This window comes from Blautia sp. AF34-10, assembly GCF_003477865.1.
In the GTDB taxonomy this organism is placed as follows: domain Bacteria; phylum Bacillota; class Clostridia; order Lachnospirales; family Lachnospiraceae; genus Fusicatenibacter; species Fusicatenibacter saccharivorans.
The window spans coordinates 26,910-43,183 of record NZ_QUED01000025.1; the positions used below are offsets into that span (position 1 = coordinate 26,910).

At 42.3% G+C, this 16,274-nt stretch carries 17 protein-coding genes and 1 pseudogene; 13 read left to right on the forward strand and 5 right to left on the reverse strand.

Translation table 11 applies throughout. The features are described 5' to 3' along the window. Window positions 1-11: 11 nt before the first annotated feature. The 3 genes from DWZ60_RS13880 to DWZ60_RS13895 form a co-directional block, all read right to left on the reverse strand. On the reverse strand, window positions 12-629 hold the full coding sequence (locus tag DWZ60_RS13880) for a hypothetical protein (protein WP_119198581.1): 618 nt from the start codon (window positions 627-629) through the stop codon (window positions 12-14). A gap of 92 nt (window positions 630-721) precedes the next feature. Next, the gene (locus tag DWZ60_RS13885) at window positions 722-1,612 is read right to left on the reverse strand and encodes a hypothetical protein (protein ID WP_147397755.1); all 891 of its coding nucleotides are present in this window, start codon (window positions 1,610-1,612) and stop codon (window positions 722-724) included. A 181-nt stretch (window positions 1,613-1,793) separates the two neighbouring features. Next, a complete protein-coding gene (locus DWZ60_RS13895) occupies window positions 1,794-2,192 on the reverse strand; it encodes a helix-turn-helix transcriptional regulator (RefSeq protein ID WP_119198579.1) in 399 nt (132 codons plus the stop codon). Between the two features lie 195 nt (window positions 2,193-2,387). Between DWZ60_RS13895 and DWZ60_RS13900 the strand changes: the two are divergent. Further along, window positions 2,388-2,599, forward strand: a pseudogene (locus DWZ60_RS13900) (transposase); the annotation flags it as partial. 78 nt (window positions 2,600-2,677) lie between these two features. Here DWZ60_RS13900 and DWZ60_RS18330 read toward each other — a convergent pair. Beyond that, the gene (locus DWZ60_RS18330; protein ID WP_243036651.1) at window positions 2,678-2,860 is read right to left on the reverse strand and encodes a putative sulfate exporter family transporter; all 183 of its coding nucleotides are present in this window, start codon (window positions 2,858-2,860) and stop codon (window positions 2,678-2,680) included. Further along, window positions 2,857-3,060: a putative sulfate exporter family transporter gene (locus tag DWZ60_RS21280; protein WP_442857800.1), complete on the reverse strand. Its 204-nt coding sequence runs from the start codon at window positions 3,058-3,060 to the stop codon at window positions 2,857-2,859. The genes DWZ60_RS18330 and DWZ60_RS21280 overlap by 4 nt, the downstream gene beginning before the upstream one ends. On the opposite strand from DWZ60_RS21280, the gene DWZ60_RS13910 reads away from it, so the two are divergent. From DWZ60_RS13910 to DWZ60_RS21290, 12 genes are all read left to right on the forward strand, one after another. After that, window positions 3,020-3,490 carry a LysR substrate-binding domain-containing protein gene (locus tag DWZ60_RS13910; protein WP_158565833.1) on the forward strand — a complete coding sequence of 157 codons (471 nt, stop codon included), beginning with the start codon at window positions 3,020-3,022 and terminating at the stop codon, window positions 3,488-3,490. The genes DWZ60_RS21280 and DWZ60_RS13910 overlap by 41 nt on opposite strands. Before the next feature lie 565 nt (window positions 3,491-4,055). Beyond that, the gene (locus tag DWZ60_RS13915; RefSeq protein ID WP_119221885.1) at window positions 4,056-5,315 is read left to right on the forward strand and encodes an IS110 family transposase; all 1,260 of its coding nucleotides are present in this window, start codon (window positions 4,056-4,058) and stop codon (window positions 5,313-5,315) included. A 281-nt stretch (window positions 5,316-5,596) separates the two neighbouring features. Further along, window positions 5,597-6,934, forward strand: coding sequence for an ABC transporter substrate-binding protein (locus DWZ60_RS13920; protein WP_055222161.1), 1,338 nt, complete (start codon window positions 5,597-5,599; stop codon window positions 6,932-6,934). A 169-nt stretch (window positions 6,935-7,103) separates the two neighbouring features. Next, complete coding sequence (locus DWZ60_RS13925; protein WP_055228669.1) at window positions 7,104-7,946, forward strand: carbohydrate ABC transporter permease; 843 nt, start codon at window positions 7,104-7,106, stop codon at window positions 7,944-7,946. Continuing rightward, window positions 7,946-8,782 carry a carbohydrate ABC transporter permease gene (locus DWZ60_RS13930; RefSeq protein WP_022462031.1) on the forward strand — a complete coding sequence of 279 codons (837 nt, stop codon included), beginning with the start codon at window positions 7,946-7,948 and terminating at the stop codon, window positions 8,780-8,782. Before DWZ60_RS13925 ends, DWZ60_RS13930 begins: the two co-directional genes overlap by 1 nt. Window positions 8,783-8,931: 149 nt before the next feature. Beyond that, a complete protein-coding gene (locus tag DWZ60_RS13935; protein WP_117802723.1) occupies window positions 8,932-10,491 on the forward strand; it encodes a response regulator transcription factor in 1,560 nt (519 codons plus the stop codon). Window positions 10,492-10,524: 33 nt separating this feature from the next. Further along, window positions 10,525-12,162: a cache domain-containing sensor histidine kinase gene (locus DWZ60_RS13940; RefSeq protein ID WP_243038339.1), complete on the forward strand. Its 1,638-nt coding sequence runs from the start codon at window positions 10,525-10,527 to the stop codon at window positions 12,160-12,162. After that, complete coding sequence (locus DWZ60_RS13945; RefSeq protein WP_119221886.1) at window positions 12,159-13,901, forward strand: extracellular solute-binding protein; 1,743 nt, start codon at window positions 12,159-12,161, stop codon at window positions 13,899-13,901. Before DWZ60_RS13940 ends, DWZ60_RS13945 begins: the two co-directional genes overlap by 4 nt. 5 nt (window positions 13,902-13,906) lie before the next feature. After that, window positions 13,907-14,059, forward strand: a complete 153-nt coding sequence (locus DWZ60_RS13950) for a Tex-like N-terminal domain-containing protein (RefSeq protein WP_330410166.1) — start codon at window positions 13,907-13,909, stop codon at window positions 14,057-14,059. 77 nt (window positions 14,060-14,136) lie between these two features. Then, on the forward strand, window positions 14,137-14,661 hold the full coding sequence (locus tag DWZ60_RS13955; RefSeq protein ID WP_117510850.1) for a flavodoxin family protein: 525 nt from the start codon (window positions 14,137-14,139) through the stop codon (window positions 14,659-14,661). 336 nt (window positions 14,662-14,997) lie between these two features. Beyond that, window positions 14,998-15,372, forward strand: a complete 375-nt coding sequence (locus DWZ60_RS21285; protein ID WP_243038336.1) for an ATP-binding protein — start codon at window positions 14,998-15,000, stop codon at window positions 15,370-15,372. A gap of 157 nt (window positions 15,373-15,529) precedes the next feature. After that, window positions 15,530-16,252, forward strand: coding sequence for an ATP-binding protein (locus DWZ60_RS21290; RefSeq protein ID WP_243038337.1), 723 nt, complete (start codon window positions 15,530-15,532; stop codon window positions 16,250-16,252). Window positions 16,253-16,274: the final 22 nt, after the last annotated feature.

Here is a 16,274-nt window from a genome sequence, read left to right on the forward strand (position 1 = left end):
TTCCGTGTATGTTATTCGACGAGTGAAATACTGATACAGGCAACGCTGCGGGGTGGAAGCTTCGCCTTGATAATATCATCCTTGACATGAATCATCAGGGGATTTTCCGTAAACGGGGTACCAGGCAACAGATTTTCGGCCTGAAGTACCTTGTTTTCCAGAATTGTTCCGCATTTATTCAGAGAGTAAGTAGTTTCCTCCTGCCAGTTCAGGTTGAGCATCGTCAGGGTCAGCACATGATGATCATCGATGGTGGCAACGACTTCAAAGTCTTCTACACCATCTACCGTACACAGCTTTCCGCCGGCATGCCGGGAGAGCAGCGCAAAGGCCTGACCGGTTGCCGTCAGCTCGGTATGATCCGGATGCACCTGCATGGCGCCTTCGTTAACCGGCTCAAAGTAGCAGGCCATGGGCATGCGCTGTTTTTCGCTTTCATGCATGAACATGTGCAGCATCTGCGCAGTGAAGATGCCCTCCATGGAGGAAGGATTGCGGCACCATGTTTTCCACAGATTCCATTCATCGTAGGAGATGAATGTCTTTTCCGGGAGCATGTCATGCAGCCTGCGCAGGATTCCTAGATTGTGGATGGGCATGCGGATCATTTCGTTATAGCAGCGCTCCATGCCCTCCGGAGAGGTGAAGTCCCAATGGACTGAATTGTACGTATGCAGAGAAACGTATGGCGCAATGGGAGCCAGCTTCTTGATGGAAACATCTACCACTCCTGATTCGGATAGGGGCCGGAAGAAACAAATTTCAGATCCGGCGTAACCTTCAGCATGGCACGCGCATGCGTTTCCACCAGCGATGCGTATCCATCCGGCGTATTTGCGCCCTCCATGTGGCCATAACCCATTTCGTTGCCCAGCGACCACCATTTGACATTGTAGGGCTCCTGATGACCGCGCTGGGCACGCAGCCTGCCGTATTTGCTCTCGGCAGGGCCGTTGCAGTATTCCACCCAGGCGGCGCATACTTCGGGGGAATCCCAGGCGGCATTGATGGTGAGGAAGGGCTCCGCGCCGATCTCACGGCACAGTGCAATAAAATCGTCGGTGTCTATTTCATGCATGTCATAGCCGTGTGTAAAGGGCTGCGTTTCATTTTCCATGTAGCCCTCCATGGGAGCGCGCCTGTCGGGATGCAGGAACATATCCTGCCAGCGATATTCGCCGGCAAAGTTGCCACCCGGCCAGCGCAGCAGACGCACGCCGATTTCCTTGAGCTTTTCCACGGTGTCCCTGCGCATGGTATGGAAATGATTGTCCGGCATCATGGAAACTGCGCCGATGAGCAGTTGTGCCTGCTCCGTGTAGGTAATGCTTATCACGGCATGCGCATCGTCGACGCCGGGGGTCAGAATCGTCTCAAAGCGCTGCCATTCATCCACCTCTTCCTGTGCATCCTCCTTCGCTAGAACGGGCTGAACAGGAAAAACGGTTTCCGCATAAATCTGCGTACCATCGGCGTTGGTGAGCGCGACGCGCACATCCAGCGGCTGCTGTACTTTGACAACGACGGCAAACGGATAGCTCCTGTCCTTTTGAAGGAAGAGCTCTTTTTGACGGATACCGCTCACCTGATTCGGAATTGGGTTCTGAATCATCTGGACTGACATTCGTTACGCCGCCACATGCCGTTGTGCGCGTAATGACATACATAAGCTTCGTTTGCGTTGCTACCGGGAAGGCGGTGTTCATTGGCAAAGTACACGCATTCGCCGATGCCTTCCCAGTCCAGCGCTACGCCGTTGCGCGCCGCAGCGCCGGCAAACTTCCGGTTGCGGATCATCTGGCGCTGAGACCATCCATGATGCTGGCTCTGGTATGCTCCAGGTTGTGGCCAAACAAATGGGGCGACACCGTAGAGGTGGTTTTGAGATCGATATACAGGTAATGGCTGTGCTGCTGCGCCGCAAACAGCGTGTCCTGCGCAGGATCTTCCGTGGTCTGGCAGCCGGGGGTATTACCGAATTTGCCGTCGTATTCATCCAGCAGTTCCTGCACCGTCAGACCCAGAACACGGCATAGAGGCACCAAAAGCGAGATGTCAGGAAGTGTGACGCCACATTCCCACTTGGAAACGGCTTTGTTGGTTACACAAAGCTTTTCCGCTAACTGCTGCTGTGTGAGTCCCAAACGTTCACGGGCTTGGATTATTTTGTTGGAAACAAGGGAGCATCGCATTGGTGAGATCGTCTCCTTTCACTATTGTAGATTGTAGCTATGTGTTGCAACATCACTGCTTATGGCAATATCGTATCATGCTTTTTTCGAAAGCACAATCGCTTTACAAGCGATTTGATGGGGCTGTTGCCCCGAAAGACCGTAACAAGAAAATGAAAAAAGAGTGAGCAAGGATATGTGCGTTGTGCCCTTAAAAAAGACGTGTTGGGGATGTGGGTAGGAGAAAACGAAAGTGCCAAGTACTGGGCAACGGTACTCAACGGGCTAAAAAACGAGGCGTGGAGGACATTTTCATTGCCTGCACGGATAACCTGACGGGATTCTCTGCGGCGATTGGGGCTGTATTTCCCAAGACGGAAATTCAGAATTGCATCATCCATCAGCTGCGTAATTCGAGCAAATACGTAACGCCATTCCTCAATCCAAAGACAAAAGCCACAGTTTTGTTTTGAACTGTGGCTTTGCTCAATTGTCTTGTAGCTTTCTTACACGATTCCCATGCCCATCTCCACTAGCAGCGCCACAATTACAACCAGCGCAGAAATGATGAAACCGTGAATCATGGGGCGGATGCCAGCCTTCTTCATGCTGGCGAAGGAGGTATTCAATCCGATGGCAGCCAGTGCGCAGACCATCAGGAACTTGCTGGCAGTCTTGGTGCCGCTCACCGCCGTACCTGCCAGATGCCAAAGGCCTGATCCGTCATACCCAGTGCCCGGCCCATGATGGGAAACAGCACGATCATCGCCATGTCAAATAGGAAGGTGGCGGACATGGCGTAGGCAACGTCGTTGTCGTCCGCGTCGATGGTGGGGGCGATAGCGGCAATGGCAGAGCCACCGCAGATGCCTGTGGACTTTGCAATAATTGAAGGCGTGTTCGATAAAGAAAAGTATCCGCACCGCCTCTATAAAAAAGAGAGCTTTTTGGGCATATGCAGCCGCCGTCATTCTTTTGCAGGCAGAACCGTTTCTCTTGAGGAAGTTCTTCAGGAAAGCCTGCTTGTGCGTGAGAAAGGTTCCGGAACACACATGCTTCAGGAACAAGCCGTGGCCGCAAGAGGTTATTCACTGGACAGCTTCAGTCGGCATTCGTCCATCAGTAATTTTTCTATTATTTGCGACTTGGTTGCAATGGATCATTTGATTACTTTTGCATATGAACCAATTAGCCACTGCCGAAATGACTTGGCAACATTTAGAGTGGAGGACATGGAGATCACTGGTGAATTCAATCTTGTTTATATTAACCGTTCGGTTGCAGAACCTAAAGCCGATCTATTTCTTGCAACCTGCTAAAGCTCTGATTTGTCAGATAGTTTCTAATAGAAAAACGAAAGCTCGGTGTTGCACCCACCGAGCCTTTTTTGCTTTATAGGAAATTTCTCAAATCGTCAGAAATAGTGTATAATGGGCTGGAAATAAAAAATGACATAACAAAAGAGCGAAGGGGGCTTCGCCATGACGTTGTTTATGAAGTTTTTTGTTTTGGTTTAGGTTAGCTGCACTATCTGACTATGGAGAAAGAATTATTATGAACATGGATTTATCCATATTTATTTCCCGTCTTTCTGCGAAAGCCACCAATGCGCCATGAAACGTGTTGGTTACCTTCACTTTCTATTTTTGTTCCCTTCTGATATGATGGTTCCATAAGACTGACACACTACAGAACACGTGGAGGTGAGTGGCGGGGCTGTATAGCGGCAACCTCGCATATTTATATGTTGTCGGTCATCCGTTAAGGCATCAATGAGTGGCGCATAACTGTAGCCCGGAAACTTATCTCTTCCGAAGTCGACTCGATCTCGCCGGATGACCAGTCACTGTCCGTTTTATCATTATGCTATCAGGAGGTAGTTACTTGTCTTTTAAAATTTTTAAATTTAACTGCTGTGGACTTGATGTCCACAAAACATGGATTTATGCCTGTATCGGTATCACGGATTCCAATAATCGTACAGAGTATAAGCAGGCTCGCTTTTCTTCCTTTTCTAAAGGTTTGCATCAGCTGTGTGTCTGGCTTGCTAAATACAACTGTAACGATGTCTGTATGGAATCTACCGGCAAGTATTGGATCCCTGTTTTCAATATCTTAGAGCAACACAAAATCCGGGTTACTCTATCCCATCCGAAATACACCAAACCCATGAAAGGAAACAAGACCGACCGCAAAGATGCCAAATGGATCTGTGATCTATACATGTGCGGCATGGTGAAACCTTCTTTTATTCCACCTGCTGACATCAGAGAACTCAGGGATCTCGTAAGATACCGTTTCAAACTCACCTGTATGATTACCGGTGAGAAGAATCGTGCCCAAAATTGTCTTACTGTTTCCAATCTGAAGCTTGATGATGTCTTTTCTGATGTATTCGGGAAATCTTCCCGTTCCATTACGGAACAGATTTTGCAGCACCCTGGGGAAAAATTTGATGTGTCACCCTTTGTTGACAGCCGCTGTAAAACTCCAATAGAAGAAATTCAGGCGGCCGTTGATGGTAATATCTCGAAAGAACAGGATGTAAAGCTCAGACAGTGCCTTGATCACATAGACGAACTTCAAAAGCACATTTCAGAAGTAGAACAGGAAATCCTTCGTCTCAGTGATAAATACGAGGCTGCTTTAAACTTAATAAGAACGGTTCCTGGATTCGATAAGAATCCAATGACTGCAATTCAGGTGCTTTCAGAGATTGGTGGTGATATGCCTGTCTTCCTCACAGAAAAACACCTCGTCTCCTGGGCTGGATGTTGTCCCCGAAATGATAAGAGCGACCGTAAAATCAAATCCACTCGGATTTCCTGTACTGGTTCTTATTTTAAACCAGTTCTGGTACAGATTGCAAATGCTTTAATCAAATCGAAGAAACATTTTGAATTTACCACCCGCTATAAGCGTATCAAAACACGTCGTGGCCACAAGAAAGCCATTATTGCACGCTGCCGTATGATCCTGACCGCTATCTGGCACATACTCACAGATTTAAAACCTTATACATCCGATGGTTTTCTTGAATCACGTCCTGTGAAAAAAGAAAAAGTTCTTACAACTTCACAGGCACTTAATCTTCTAAGGCAACGAGGGTATCTCATTAAAGATGAGCCTTCGCCGGTCTCCTAATTAGGTGTTGCGTTTATATATTCAATTTTCAAAACCAGCTAATCCGGTGGTTTGTTTGCTATGCCCTCTATTTCGTGGCTGTTCTCTACTTATTTGTTTCAAACTTCATTTTTGGTTCTTGGCGAACTCTTGTATCATACACAAAATCTTCAAAAATTACAATAATCTTGAAATAGTGTTATGTTTCTTGGAATTTTATTATATCTTATTTTGGAACTTTTTCTTATAATAACATCATCAAGAAAAACAAAGAAAAGTAATCATAAAAGGAGGATTCAATTATGAAGAAGAAAAAGATTCTTGCACTTGTACTTGCAGCTTCAATGGCAGGAGGAATGCTTGCAGGATGTGGAGCCACATCAAGCGGAGATGAAACAGCGAAAGGAGATAAGTCATCCGGAAAAGTTTATTATCTGAACTTTAAACCAGAGCAGGCTGACCAGTGGGTAGAACTTGCAAAAGAGTATACAGATGAGACGGGTGTTCAGGTTGATGTACAGACAGCAGCATCAGGAACTTACGAGTCACAGTTGAAATCAGAGATGGCAAAAGATGAGGCACCAACATTGTTCCAGGTAAACGGACCGGTTGGACTTGCTACATGGAAAAATTATTGCTATGACCTTTCAGACAGCGATGTTTATAAAGATGTCGAGTCTGACGATTATATATTAAAAGATGGCGACGCAGTAGATGGAATCGCTTATGTTATTGAGACTTATGGTCTGATCTACAACAAAGCTCTTCTGAACAAATACTTCGAATTGCCGGATGCAAGTATCAAATCAATTGATGATCTGAATAACTTCCAGGCACTTAAGACAGTTGCAGAAGAGATTCAGGCACACAAAGATGATCTTGGAGTAGAAGGAGCTTTTACTTCAGCAGGAATGGATTCTTCCTCTGACTGGAGATTCAAGACACACCTTGCAAATCTTCCAATCTACTATGAGTATAAGGCAGACGGAATTGACAGCACAGATGCAATCAAAGGAACATACCTTGACAACTACAAACAGATCTGGGATCTGTATCTGAACAACTCTACATGTGAGCCATCTATGATTTCTTCTAAGACAGGAGATGACGCAGCAAGTGAATTTGCACTTGGCGAAGCAGTATTCTATCAGAATGGTACATGGGCTTACAATGATATCAAAGATAATGAAGTAGCAGATGAAGATATGGGAATGCTTCCAATCTACATCGGAGTTGATGGAGAAGAAAATCAGGGACTTTGTACAGGATCTGAGAACTACTGGTGTGTAAATAAGAACGCTTCAGAAGAAGACATTCAGGCAACACTTGATTTTATGAAATGGGTAGTTGAGAGCGATGAAGGTCGTGACATGCTGGCTAACGAGATGGGATTTGTAACACCGTTCACAACATTCTCAGATTACCTTCCGGACAACCCGCTTGTAAAAGCAAATGCTGAGTATACAGAGGCAGGAAAGACACCAGTAAGCTGGAACTTTACAACAATGCCATCTGAGAACTGGAAAAACAATCTTGGTGGAGCTCTTCTGAACTATGCACAGGGTACAGGCGCATGGGATAGTGTACAGACAGCATTTGTTGATGGATGGGCTGAAGAATACGCAGCAGCAAACGAATAAAAAAGACTTTTCACAGGATAGGCAGATAAAAAGGCTGTGAAATAGAGAAGAAGATCAAACAGCCTGCCAACGAGCATACCGGGGCAGGCTGAAATTATGTAATTAGAATTGTGAAAAGCAAAGGCGCAGAAAGGCTTTTTACAGAAAAGAAAGACAGGAGGAGAAGAACATGCAAAAAGCAATAAAGAGATATTTTCCGGTATTTGTATTACCGACGCTGATTGCATTCACGATAGGTTTCCTTGCACCGTTTGTGTTAGGCGTATATCTTTCGTTCTGCAAGTTCACAACGGTGACAGACGCTAAATTTATTGGACTTAGCAACTATGCAAAGATCCTTGGAGACGGAGATTTTCTTCACTCTCTTTGGTTTACCGCATTATTTACAATTGTGACAGTATTATTGATCAACATTTTTGCATTTGCGGTAGCAATGCTTTTGACAAAGAATATTAAGGGAACCAATATTTTCCGTACTGTATTTTTTATGCCGAACCTGATCGGTGGTATTGTACTTGGATATGTATGGCAGCTGTTATTAAATGGTATTCTGGCACATTTCCAGAAAACACTTACATATTCTTCAAAATATGGTTTCTGGGGATTGGTTATCCTGATGCTCTGGCAGCAGGTTGGATACATGATGATCATCTACATCTCAGGAATCCAGAATATTCCTGGAGAGCTGATCGAGGCAGCACAGATTGATGGAGCGAATAAAGTACAGCTTTTAAGATATGTTACAATTCCGATGGTTATGCCATCCATTACAATCTGTACCTTCCTGACACTTACAAACGGATTTAAACTTTTTGACCAGAACCTTGCATTGACAAACGGTGGACCGGATAAGATGTCAGAAATGCTTGCCCTGAATATCTATTATACATTCTATGGAAGAACTGGCTGGGAAGGTGTAGGACAGGCGAAAGCAGTTATCTTCTTTATTATCGTAGGAGTGATTGCATTGATCCAGAATAAACTGACAACATCAAAGGAGGTGCAGCAGTAATGAATAAAAAAGTAAAACATGGTACATTATTAACCGTTATTTTTACACTACTCAGCCTGCTGTATCTGTATCCGATCATACTGGTATTTATCAACTCCTTTAAGAAAAAAGTCTATATCAGTAAAGCACCGTTCGAGATACCGACCGGAAAGATGTATGTCGGATTAGAGAACTATACCCGTGGTATTAAGCAGACAGGGCTGATTCAGGCATTTGGATGGAGTTTATTTATCACAATCTTATCTGTAGCAGTGATTATCTTATGTTGCTCCATGTGTGCATGGTATATCTGCCGCGTGAAGACAAAATTTACAAAGATCTTTTACATGCTTTGCCTGTTTGCAATGATCGTGCCATTCCAGATGGAAATGTTTACATTATCCAAGATCGCAAATATGCTTCATATGGGAAATCCGTGGGGACTGGTTGTGATCTATCTTGGATTTGGTGCAGGACTTTCCGTCTTTATGTTTACCGGGTTCATGAAATCCATTCCATTGGAGATTGAAGAGGCTGCAATGATTGATGGATGTACACCAACCCAGACATTCTTCAGAATTGTACTTCCGATTGCAAAGCCGACTTGCGTAACAGTTACAATTCTTCAGGCAATGTGGATTTGGAACGACTACCTGCTTCCATCACTCGTACTGGATCAGAGAAAATATAAGACAGTGCCGATGGCAGTTCAGTATCTGAAAGGTGGATACGGTTCTGTAGATATGGGAGCAATGATGGGAACTCTGGTTCTTGCAATTGTGCCGATTATCATCTTCTACCTGTTCTGCCAGAGATATATTATCGAAGGCGTTGTAGCCGGAGCGGTTAAAGGCTAGTGTGGACATTGTCTAAAAAATGAATTAAAATAGAATTATAAAAAATTAAAAAAAAGACAGCAGAGAGTGAGTGAACATTCCCTGCTGTTTTCGGACGTTATAAAAGGAATAGTGAAAATGTAAAGTGAACGTGTGGGAGGAGTGGGGAAATGATTACAATATTGATCGTGGATGATGAAAAACTGGAGCGAAGGGGAATCCGCTTTCTGTTAAAGAGGGAGGAAGGAGAATTCCAGATCCTAGAAGCAACGAATGGAAAGGATGCACTGGGAGTATTAGAATCAAACCATGTGGATATTTTATTTTCGGATGTAAAGATGCCTTATATGAATGGACTGGAGCTGACGAAAGCAGTGAGAGAAGATCATCCGGATATGGAAATCGTGATCTTCAGCGGATATAATGATTTCTCTTATGCAAGAGAAGCATTGCGGTATGGAGTTGTGGACTATGTTCTGAAGCCGGTTGATCCGGAGGAATTCCATAAGACTTTTCAACGAGTGATGGAAAATATTTCTTCTAAGATAGAGAAAAAAGAGCAGCAGGAAAAGAAAGAAGATTATCTGAAAAAATACTTTTTACTGAAATATCTGTATGGGGGAAAAGAGGAAGATTTTGTTCAGTTTAAGAAACTTACAGATGGAATGGAAGATGATCTGTCCCAATTTACCCGTATGGTTCTTGTCAGTGCCTCAAATGGATTCTTCGAAACGGAAGAGGAACATTTCCTGATGAGCCTGAAGGAAGAGGTGCAGAGAGAGTTTCATTATGTGAATCTGAATTCGAACGAATCCATCTTTTTGTTCACGGAAAAATATGCAGATTATCATGGAATCGTAGAGAAAATGTATCGTTTTTTTGCGCAACAGTTTGACAGTGAATGTTATTTTGCAGTCAGTGAGGAAATCGAAGATGGAAAAAATCTGGCAGAGGAATTTAAGGTGCTGGAAGGAATGTTAGAAGAGCAGTTCTATCAGCCACGTCAGCATCTGTTTTTCCACGGGGAGAAGCAGGAAGAGAAGAAAGCTGATCCGGCAGAAGATTCTGAAATCATGGAACAGATTACGAAAGATATTCAATATAAAGATCTGCCACATCTCCGTCAGGATTTTCAGAGACTGGAAGAAAAATATCGTGCGCATAAGCAATTTTCGGATATGTATGTAAAGTTTGTATTTTCTGGAATTATGAAAGAATTGCTCGACCAGATGGAAGGGCTGGATGAAAAGATGCTTTCAAAGAGAGTGGATCGATTATATCGCTGCAGAAACCTTAATGATGTGATTGCTATAGTAGAAGAAGTACTTCAGGAATATGAACATTGCATGCAAGAGCAGGAAGATGGGTTCCGATCAGAAGTTACAACCGTGAAGGGATATATTTATCACCATTATAAGGAAAAGGATCTGGGAGCAGAGACACTTTCCGCAATGGTTTTTCTGTCACCGGGATATTTAAGTGCTGTATTTAAAGAAGAAACAGGGATGACACTGAACCGTTTTATCCGTGAAGTGCGAATGAATAAAGCAAAAGAGCTTTTAGAGACAACGAATATGAAAATCTCCCAAATTGCGAAAGAAGTAGGATTTTCCAATAACTCATACTTCTGCAGAAGTTTCAGAGAGTTTTTCGGAGATACACCGGAAGCATGCAGGAAAGGAATAGCGGCGGATGAAAAAACAAATACGGAAGTTGATCCATCGATTTGAAAATCTGAAATTTCGTAAAAACTGTCTGTTTTGATGCTGATTGCAGGACTGGTTCCGGTAGGATTCCTTGCTTTTTCCATGCAGTATGGCATGATGAATCAATTGCGAGAGAAGGAACAGTACAATCTGGAGAAAATGTTGGAACAGTCAGTGAGTTCGATTGAGAATCAGTCTCAGATCTATAAGAACCTGGTTGATTATCTGTCTTATTCTCAAAATCTCAGGAATATTTTTGATGTGGAGACAGAGTCGGATTATGAGAAGTATTTGAAATATGTGAAGGTGGCTGATCCACTGTTGCAGATGCCGACGATCTATCACAAAGAGATCCAGAGCATTACATTATATTCTGACAATATAGAAGTGCCGCATGGAGATACACTTCTTCCAATGTCGGAAGCGGAGAATCAACAGTGGTATTCCAGGTTGAATGAGGGAACATTAATGCAGTGGAGCATCACTCGCGGTGTGAATAAATCAATCATTGCCAGTCGGAAATTCTATGACAATGATACGATCAAAGCGGTGTTGGAGATGCGTCTGGATTATGAAAAAGTTCTTGAACCATTCATGAGCCAGCTCACAGATAATACAGGAGGCATGATTCAGGATGATAATGGAAATATTGTCTATGCCGAGTGTTCTATGGATAAGAAATATCGTCCGAAGGATATTGAGAGTCTGAAAGGTATCAGTGAGAATTATTATCTGGTACGGCGGACAATGAAGGATACAGGATGGAATTTCTATATCTATCGTCCAAAGGCAGTAAGTGAAAACGCAATCCATAAGCTTTTGCTCAAAAATATTCCGATTATTTTGATCAGTGTTCTTCTTCTGAGTTTTCTGGGATATGTTTTTTCCCTCCGTATGGTATCGCAGTTGGAGTTATTGACTGAAAATATGAACCTGATTAATATGGGACTTCGTAAAGTTACCGTGCAGAGTAAATCCAAAGACGAGGTGGGTGTGCTGATCCGGTCATTTCGGCGCATGATGGATCAGATGAACCATTTGATCTCAGAAGTATATGAAAGTAAGATCCAGCTTCAGAACAGTGAGATGAGAGCACTGCAGGCACAGATCAATCCACATTTCCTTTATAATTCGCTTTCAATCATCAACTGGAAAGCAATTGAAGCGGGGGAGGATGAAATCAGTCATGTGACATTGGCACTGTCTACTTATTATCGGACAAGCCTGAATCGTGGTGAAACAATGACTACAGTGGCAAAAGAAATTGATAACATCCGTGCATATCTCAAAATCCAACTTGTTATGCATGATAATGAGTTCCGTGTGGTTGAACAGATTTCGGATGGTCTTAATGATTATCTGATACCGAAGTTGATCCTGCAGCCACTTGCAGAAAATGCAATCGATCATGGAATTGATGTGTCAGATAATGAGAATCCGACGTTGTGGCTGACGATTCGTGAAGAGGCTGAGCACATTTTCTTTGAAATCAGGGACAATGGTGCGGGAATGACGCAGGAGAAGGCGGATCAGATTCTGACATATCAGTCCTCCGGTTATGGTGTGCGAAATGTCTGTGACAGAATCCATGTCCTTTATGGAGAAAAAGGTGAGATGAAGATAGAAAGTACTCCAGGAAAAGGAACGCGGGTCTTTATCCGAATTCCGAAGAACACGGAGGCGAAGGTGTTATGAAAAACGATATGAAAAAGCGAATTCTCTCAGCCCAGCTTGCATTAATTTTATTGCTGATGCTTTGGTGCGGAACCTATTTTGAGACGAAGGAAAGTCAAAGACAGATGGAACAGTTAGAAGCATCTCAAAGTGAGTCTGGTGCAAGCAATGCAGTTGAAGTGAAAAGAAAGCTGATGTATAAAGCGATGCATACACCACTTGGGAAATATCCTGAGACTGTTACCTATACACTTGGCAAGATTGCAGGGGCGAATAATTCGAATCTTCCTGTAGGAGATACGTACGAAAATAATGCATATACGAGATATTTGAAGAAAATACTTAATATTCAGAATGAAGATGTCTTTGAATTGCAGGATGGCAATACTTATGAAGAGGCGGTCAATGTAGCGATTGAAGATCGTGATATTCCAGACGTGCTTGTTGTGAAGGGAAGAGATAACCTGCTCCGCCTGATTGAAGCAGGCCTGATCGAAGAACTTACAGAAACGTATGAAGAGTGTACGACAGATACGATCAAAGAAATGTGTGAAAGTTATGGAGATTCTCTTTTACAGTCTGCAACCGTGGATGGAAAGCTATATGCATTTCCGAATACGGTGATTGACGATGGAACTCCGCTTCTTTGGCTGCGGAAAGACTGGATTGAGAAGTTGGGATTAAAGGAACCGGAAACAGTAGGAGAAGCGTTGGAAGTGATCCGGGCATTTGTAGAACAGGATGCAGCAGGAGACGGTCAGACAATCGGCCTTGCCTGTAGTACAGACGTGGTTGCCGGTGCGGATCAGACTTATGGAGTGGATGCAACTTTTATACATGCCGGTGCAATGCCATGTCACTGGATCCTGGATAAAAATGGAAATGTAGTTTATGGGTCAGTAACACAGGAAACAAAAGAAGCGCTTTTGAAACTTCACAATCTATATGAGGATGAGATACTCGACCAGAGATTCCTGCTACGAAAGACGGAAAACATAGATGATCTGTTAAAAACCGGACATTGCGGTGCTATCTATGGACGCTGGTGGGCTCCGAATAACCCGTTGAGTGCAGCATATAATGTCGATTCAAATGCAGAGTGGAAACCGTATCTTTTAGACAAAGAACAGGTAAATGAGACGCAGAAGATATCAGTTTTTGAATCGTATGACCAGTGGATGTATGTGGTGGTGCGTAAAGGATATGAGCATCCGGAAATTGTAGCAAAGTATGTGAGTGCGATTTTTGATCAGTCTAGATATGCAAATGATAGTGCGGCAAGAGAAGTGAATGATTATTTTTCTATTAATGTAGATCCGACGGCCCGGCCACTGAATATTAATGTGGATTATGAGGATGCACTTTACCGTACGACAGAACATATTCAGGCAGCACTGGATAAGACGCTTGATGTATCAGAGCTTAGCGGTTTGGAAAAGTCTTATTTTAATACATGTAAATCTTACTTGAATGGACAGCTGACAACCGCGAATGGATGGGCGGCGTATGCGTCAAGAATTCAGGCTGTGGGGGAACTGCAGAAGGCAGGAATAACAAGTACATCGACATTGCCTCTGGAAAATGTAAATGCAGAAATTCCGCAAGAATTACAGGAACTGGAACAGGAAGCATTTCTTCAGATCATTAGTGGGGAGAAACCAGTGGATTACTTTGATACTTTTGTGATAGAATGGTATGCAAACGGTGGAAAAGTGCTGACCGAACGGGTGCAGAACGCCTATGAAAGTGGAAAGAACTAAAAAGAATGGATATTAATCAGAGACTGACAGAAGAATTAAAGAAACAGATTCTGGCAGCGGAAACGCTTGTGGCAGTAGAAGACCTGTATCGCCCATATCGTCCAAAGCGCCGCACACGTGCGACAATCGCGAAGGAGAAAGGTTTTGACAGGTTCTGATCTGATGAAATGTGATGACAGGATAAGCGAAAAAAGGTATAATGATTTCATGAAATCAGAAGCTGGAGGAAACATACATGAAAATTGTGATTATTAACGGAAGTGCCAGAAGGGGAAACACGCTGACGGCGATTGACGCATTTATAAAAGGGGCATCAGAAAAGAATGAGATTGAAATCATCCAACCAGACAGACTTCATATAGCACCTTGTAAGGGATGTGGGGTCTGTCAATGTTATAAAGGATGTATTGATCAGGATGATACAAATCCCACGATTGATAAAATTACTGCTGCAGATGTGATTCTTTTTGCTACTCCGGTATATTGGTGGGGAATGTCTGCGCAGTTGAAACTTATCATTGATAAGTGCTACTGCCGCGGTTTGCAGCTGAAAAATAAAAAAGTTGGAACAATCGTTGTGGGAGGATCCCCGGTGGACAGTATCCAGTATGAGTTAATTGACAAACAGTTCGACTGCATGGCGAAATATCTTTCATGGGATATGATTTTCCAAAAATCATATTATGCAACAGCCAGTGATGAACTTGCAAAAAATAAGGATTCTATAAAAGAACTTGAAAATATTGGAAAAAACTTATAAAGCATATTTAAAGTTCCAGGTTTCAGGAAAGAAAAAAATAAAAATAATGATGAAAGCATTTGTCAGGATGTCTGGGACTCGAAAGAGAAAATAAAAAAATCTAAAAAAACATAAATAAATTATACCAGCCCAGAAAAATCGCAACCGGTAGAACACTTACTATAAAGTGAAGCGGCATTGGTCGTCTCCCGTGAAGACGTGAATTGAAATGAAGAAGAATAACAGAAAAACACACTCAAAATCAATTGAAAAATCAATCGTAAAAATTTACGATTGATTTTTCGCGTATTTAAACATATAATATAACCATTAAGACTGGGAAAGGAAATGATTGCTATGCGTGAAACAAGAATATTGGAATTCAAGGAAACGATTACGAATATTTTTTTGAAAACAGTCAGTGCCTTTTCGAATTATAATGGCGGAATGATTCTTTTTGGCGTAGATGATGATGGAAATGTAAAAGGCTTGCCAGATGTAAAGCAGGCTTGCCTGGATATCGAAAATAAAATCAATGACAGTATTTCGCCTCAGCCAAATTATATGCTTGAACTACAGAATAATGATCAAACGATAAAACTTACTGTAAAAAGTGGTCTTCAGAAGCCATATTTATATAAATCGAAAGCATACAAACGAAATGATACAGCAACGATAGAGGTAGACACACTTGAATTTTCAAGGCTTGTATTAGAAGGAAAAAAATATTAGCTTTGAAGAATTACAGTGTAAAGATCAGGAGCTATCTTTTGATTTTTTACAGCATAAACTAAAAGAAAATATTCAGATTGAAAGTTTCAATCAGGATACTTTAAAGACACTGAATCTGTATGACAATGCAAATGGTTTTAATAATGCAGCAGGACTTTTGGCAGATAAAAATCATTTTTCCGGAATTGATCTTGTTAAGTTCGGTGAGAACATCAGTATTATTCAAAAAAGAGTAACCTTTGAAAATGTATCAGTTTTAGATGTATATGAAAAAACACTTGCTGTATTTAAAGACTATTACCAATATGAAGTCATACAGGGCGCTGATAGAAAAACGATGGAGAAAATACCACAAGCAGCTTTCAGAGAAGCAATTGCAAATGCTTTAATTCATAGGGTATGGGATATTGATTCACACATCAGAGTTTCTATGTTTGATGATAGAATAGAGGTTGTATCTCCTGGTGGATTGCCAGCTGGAATAACAGCCGAAGAATATTTATCAGGTAAACTTTCTGTTTTAAGGAATAGAAATCTTGCAAATGTGTTTTACAGATTGGGATTTGTAGAGATATTTGGAACGGGAATTACACGAATAAAACAACTGTATGCAGAGAGTCTGATAAAACCAGATTTTGAGGTATCAGAAAATGCTATAAAAATTGTGCTGCCGCTATTTGAAACGAATGTTAATTTGACTGAGGATGAAAAAGTAATTTACAAATTATTAAGTAAGACGATGTTAAAATCAATAAGTGAAATTGCACCATATGTCCCATTTGGAAAATCAAAAACAACACATTTACTTAAAACCATGGGAGAAAAGGGTGTGGTTGCAGTTGAAGGAAAAGGCAGAGGAACAAAATATATAATTAAGTGACCGAGAACATAGAAGATTCATA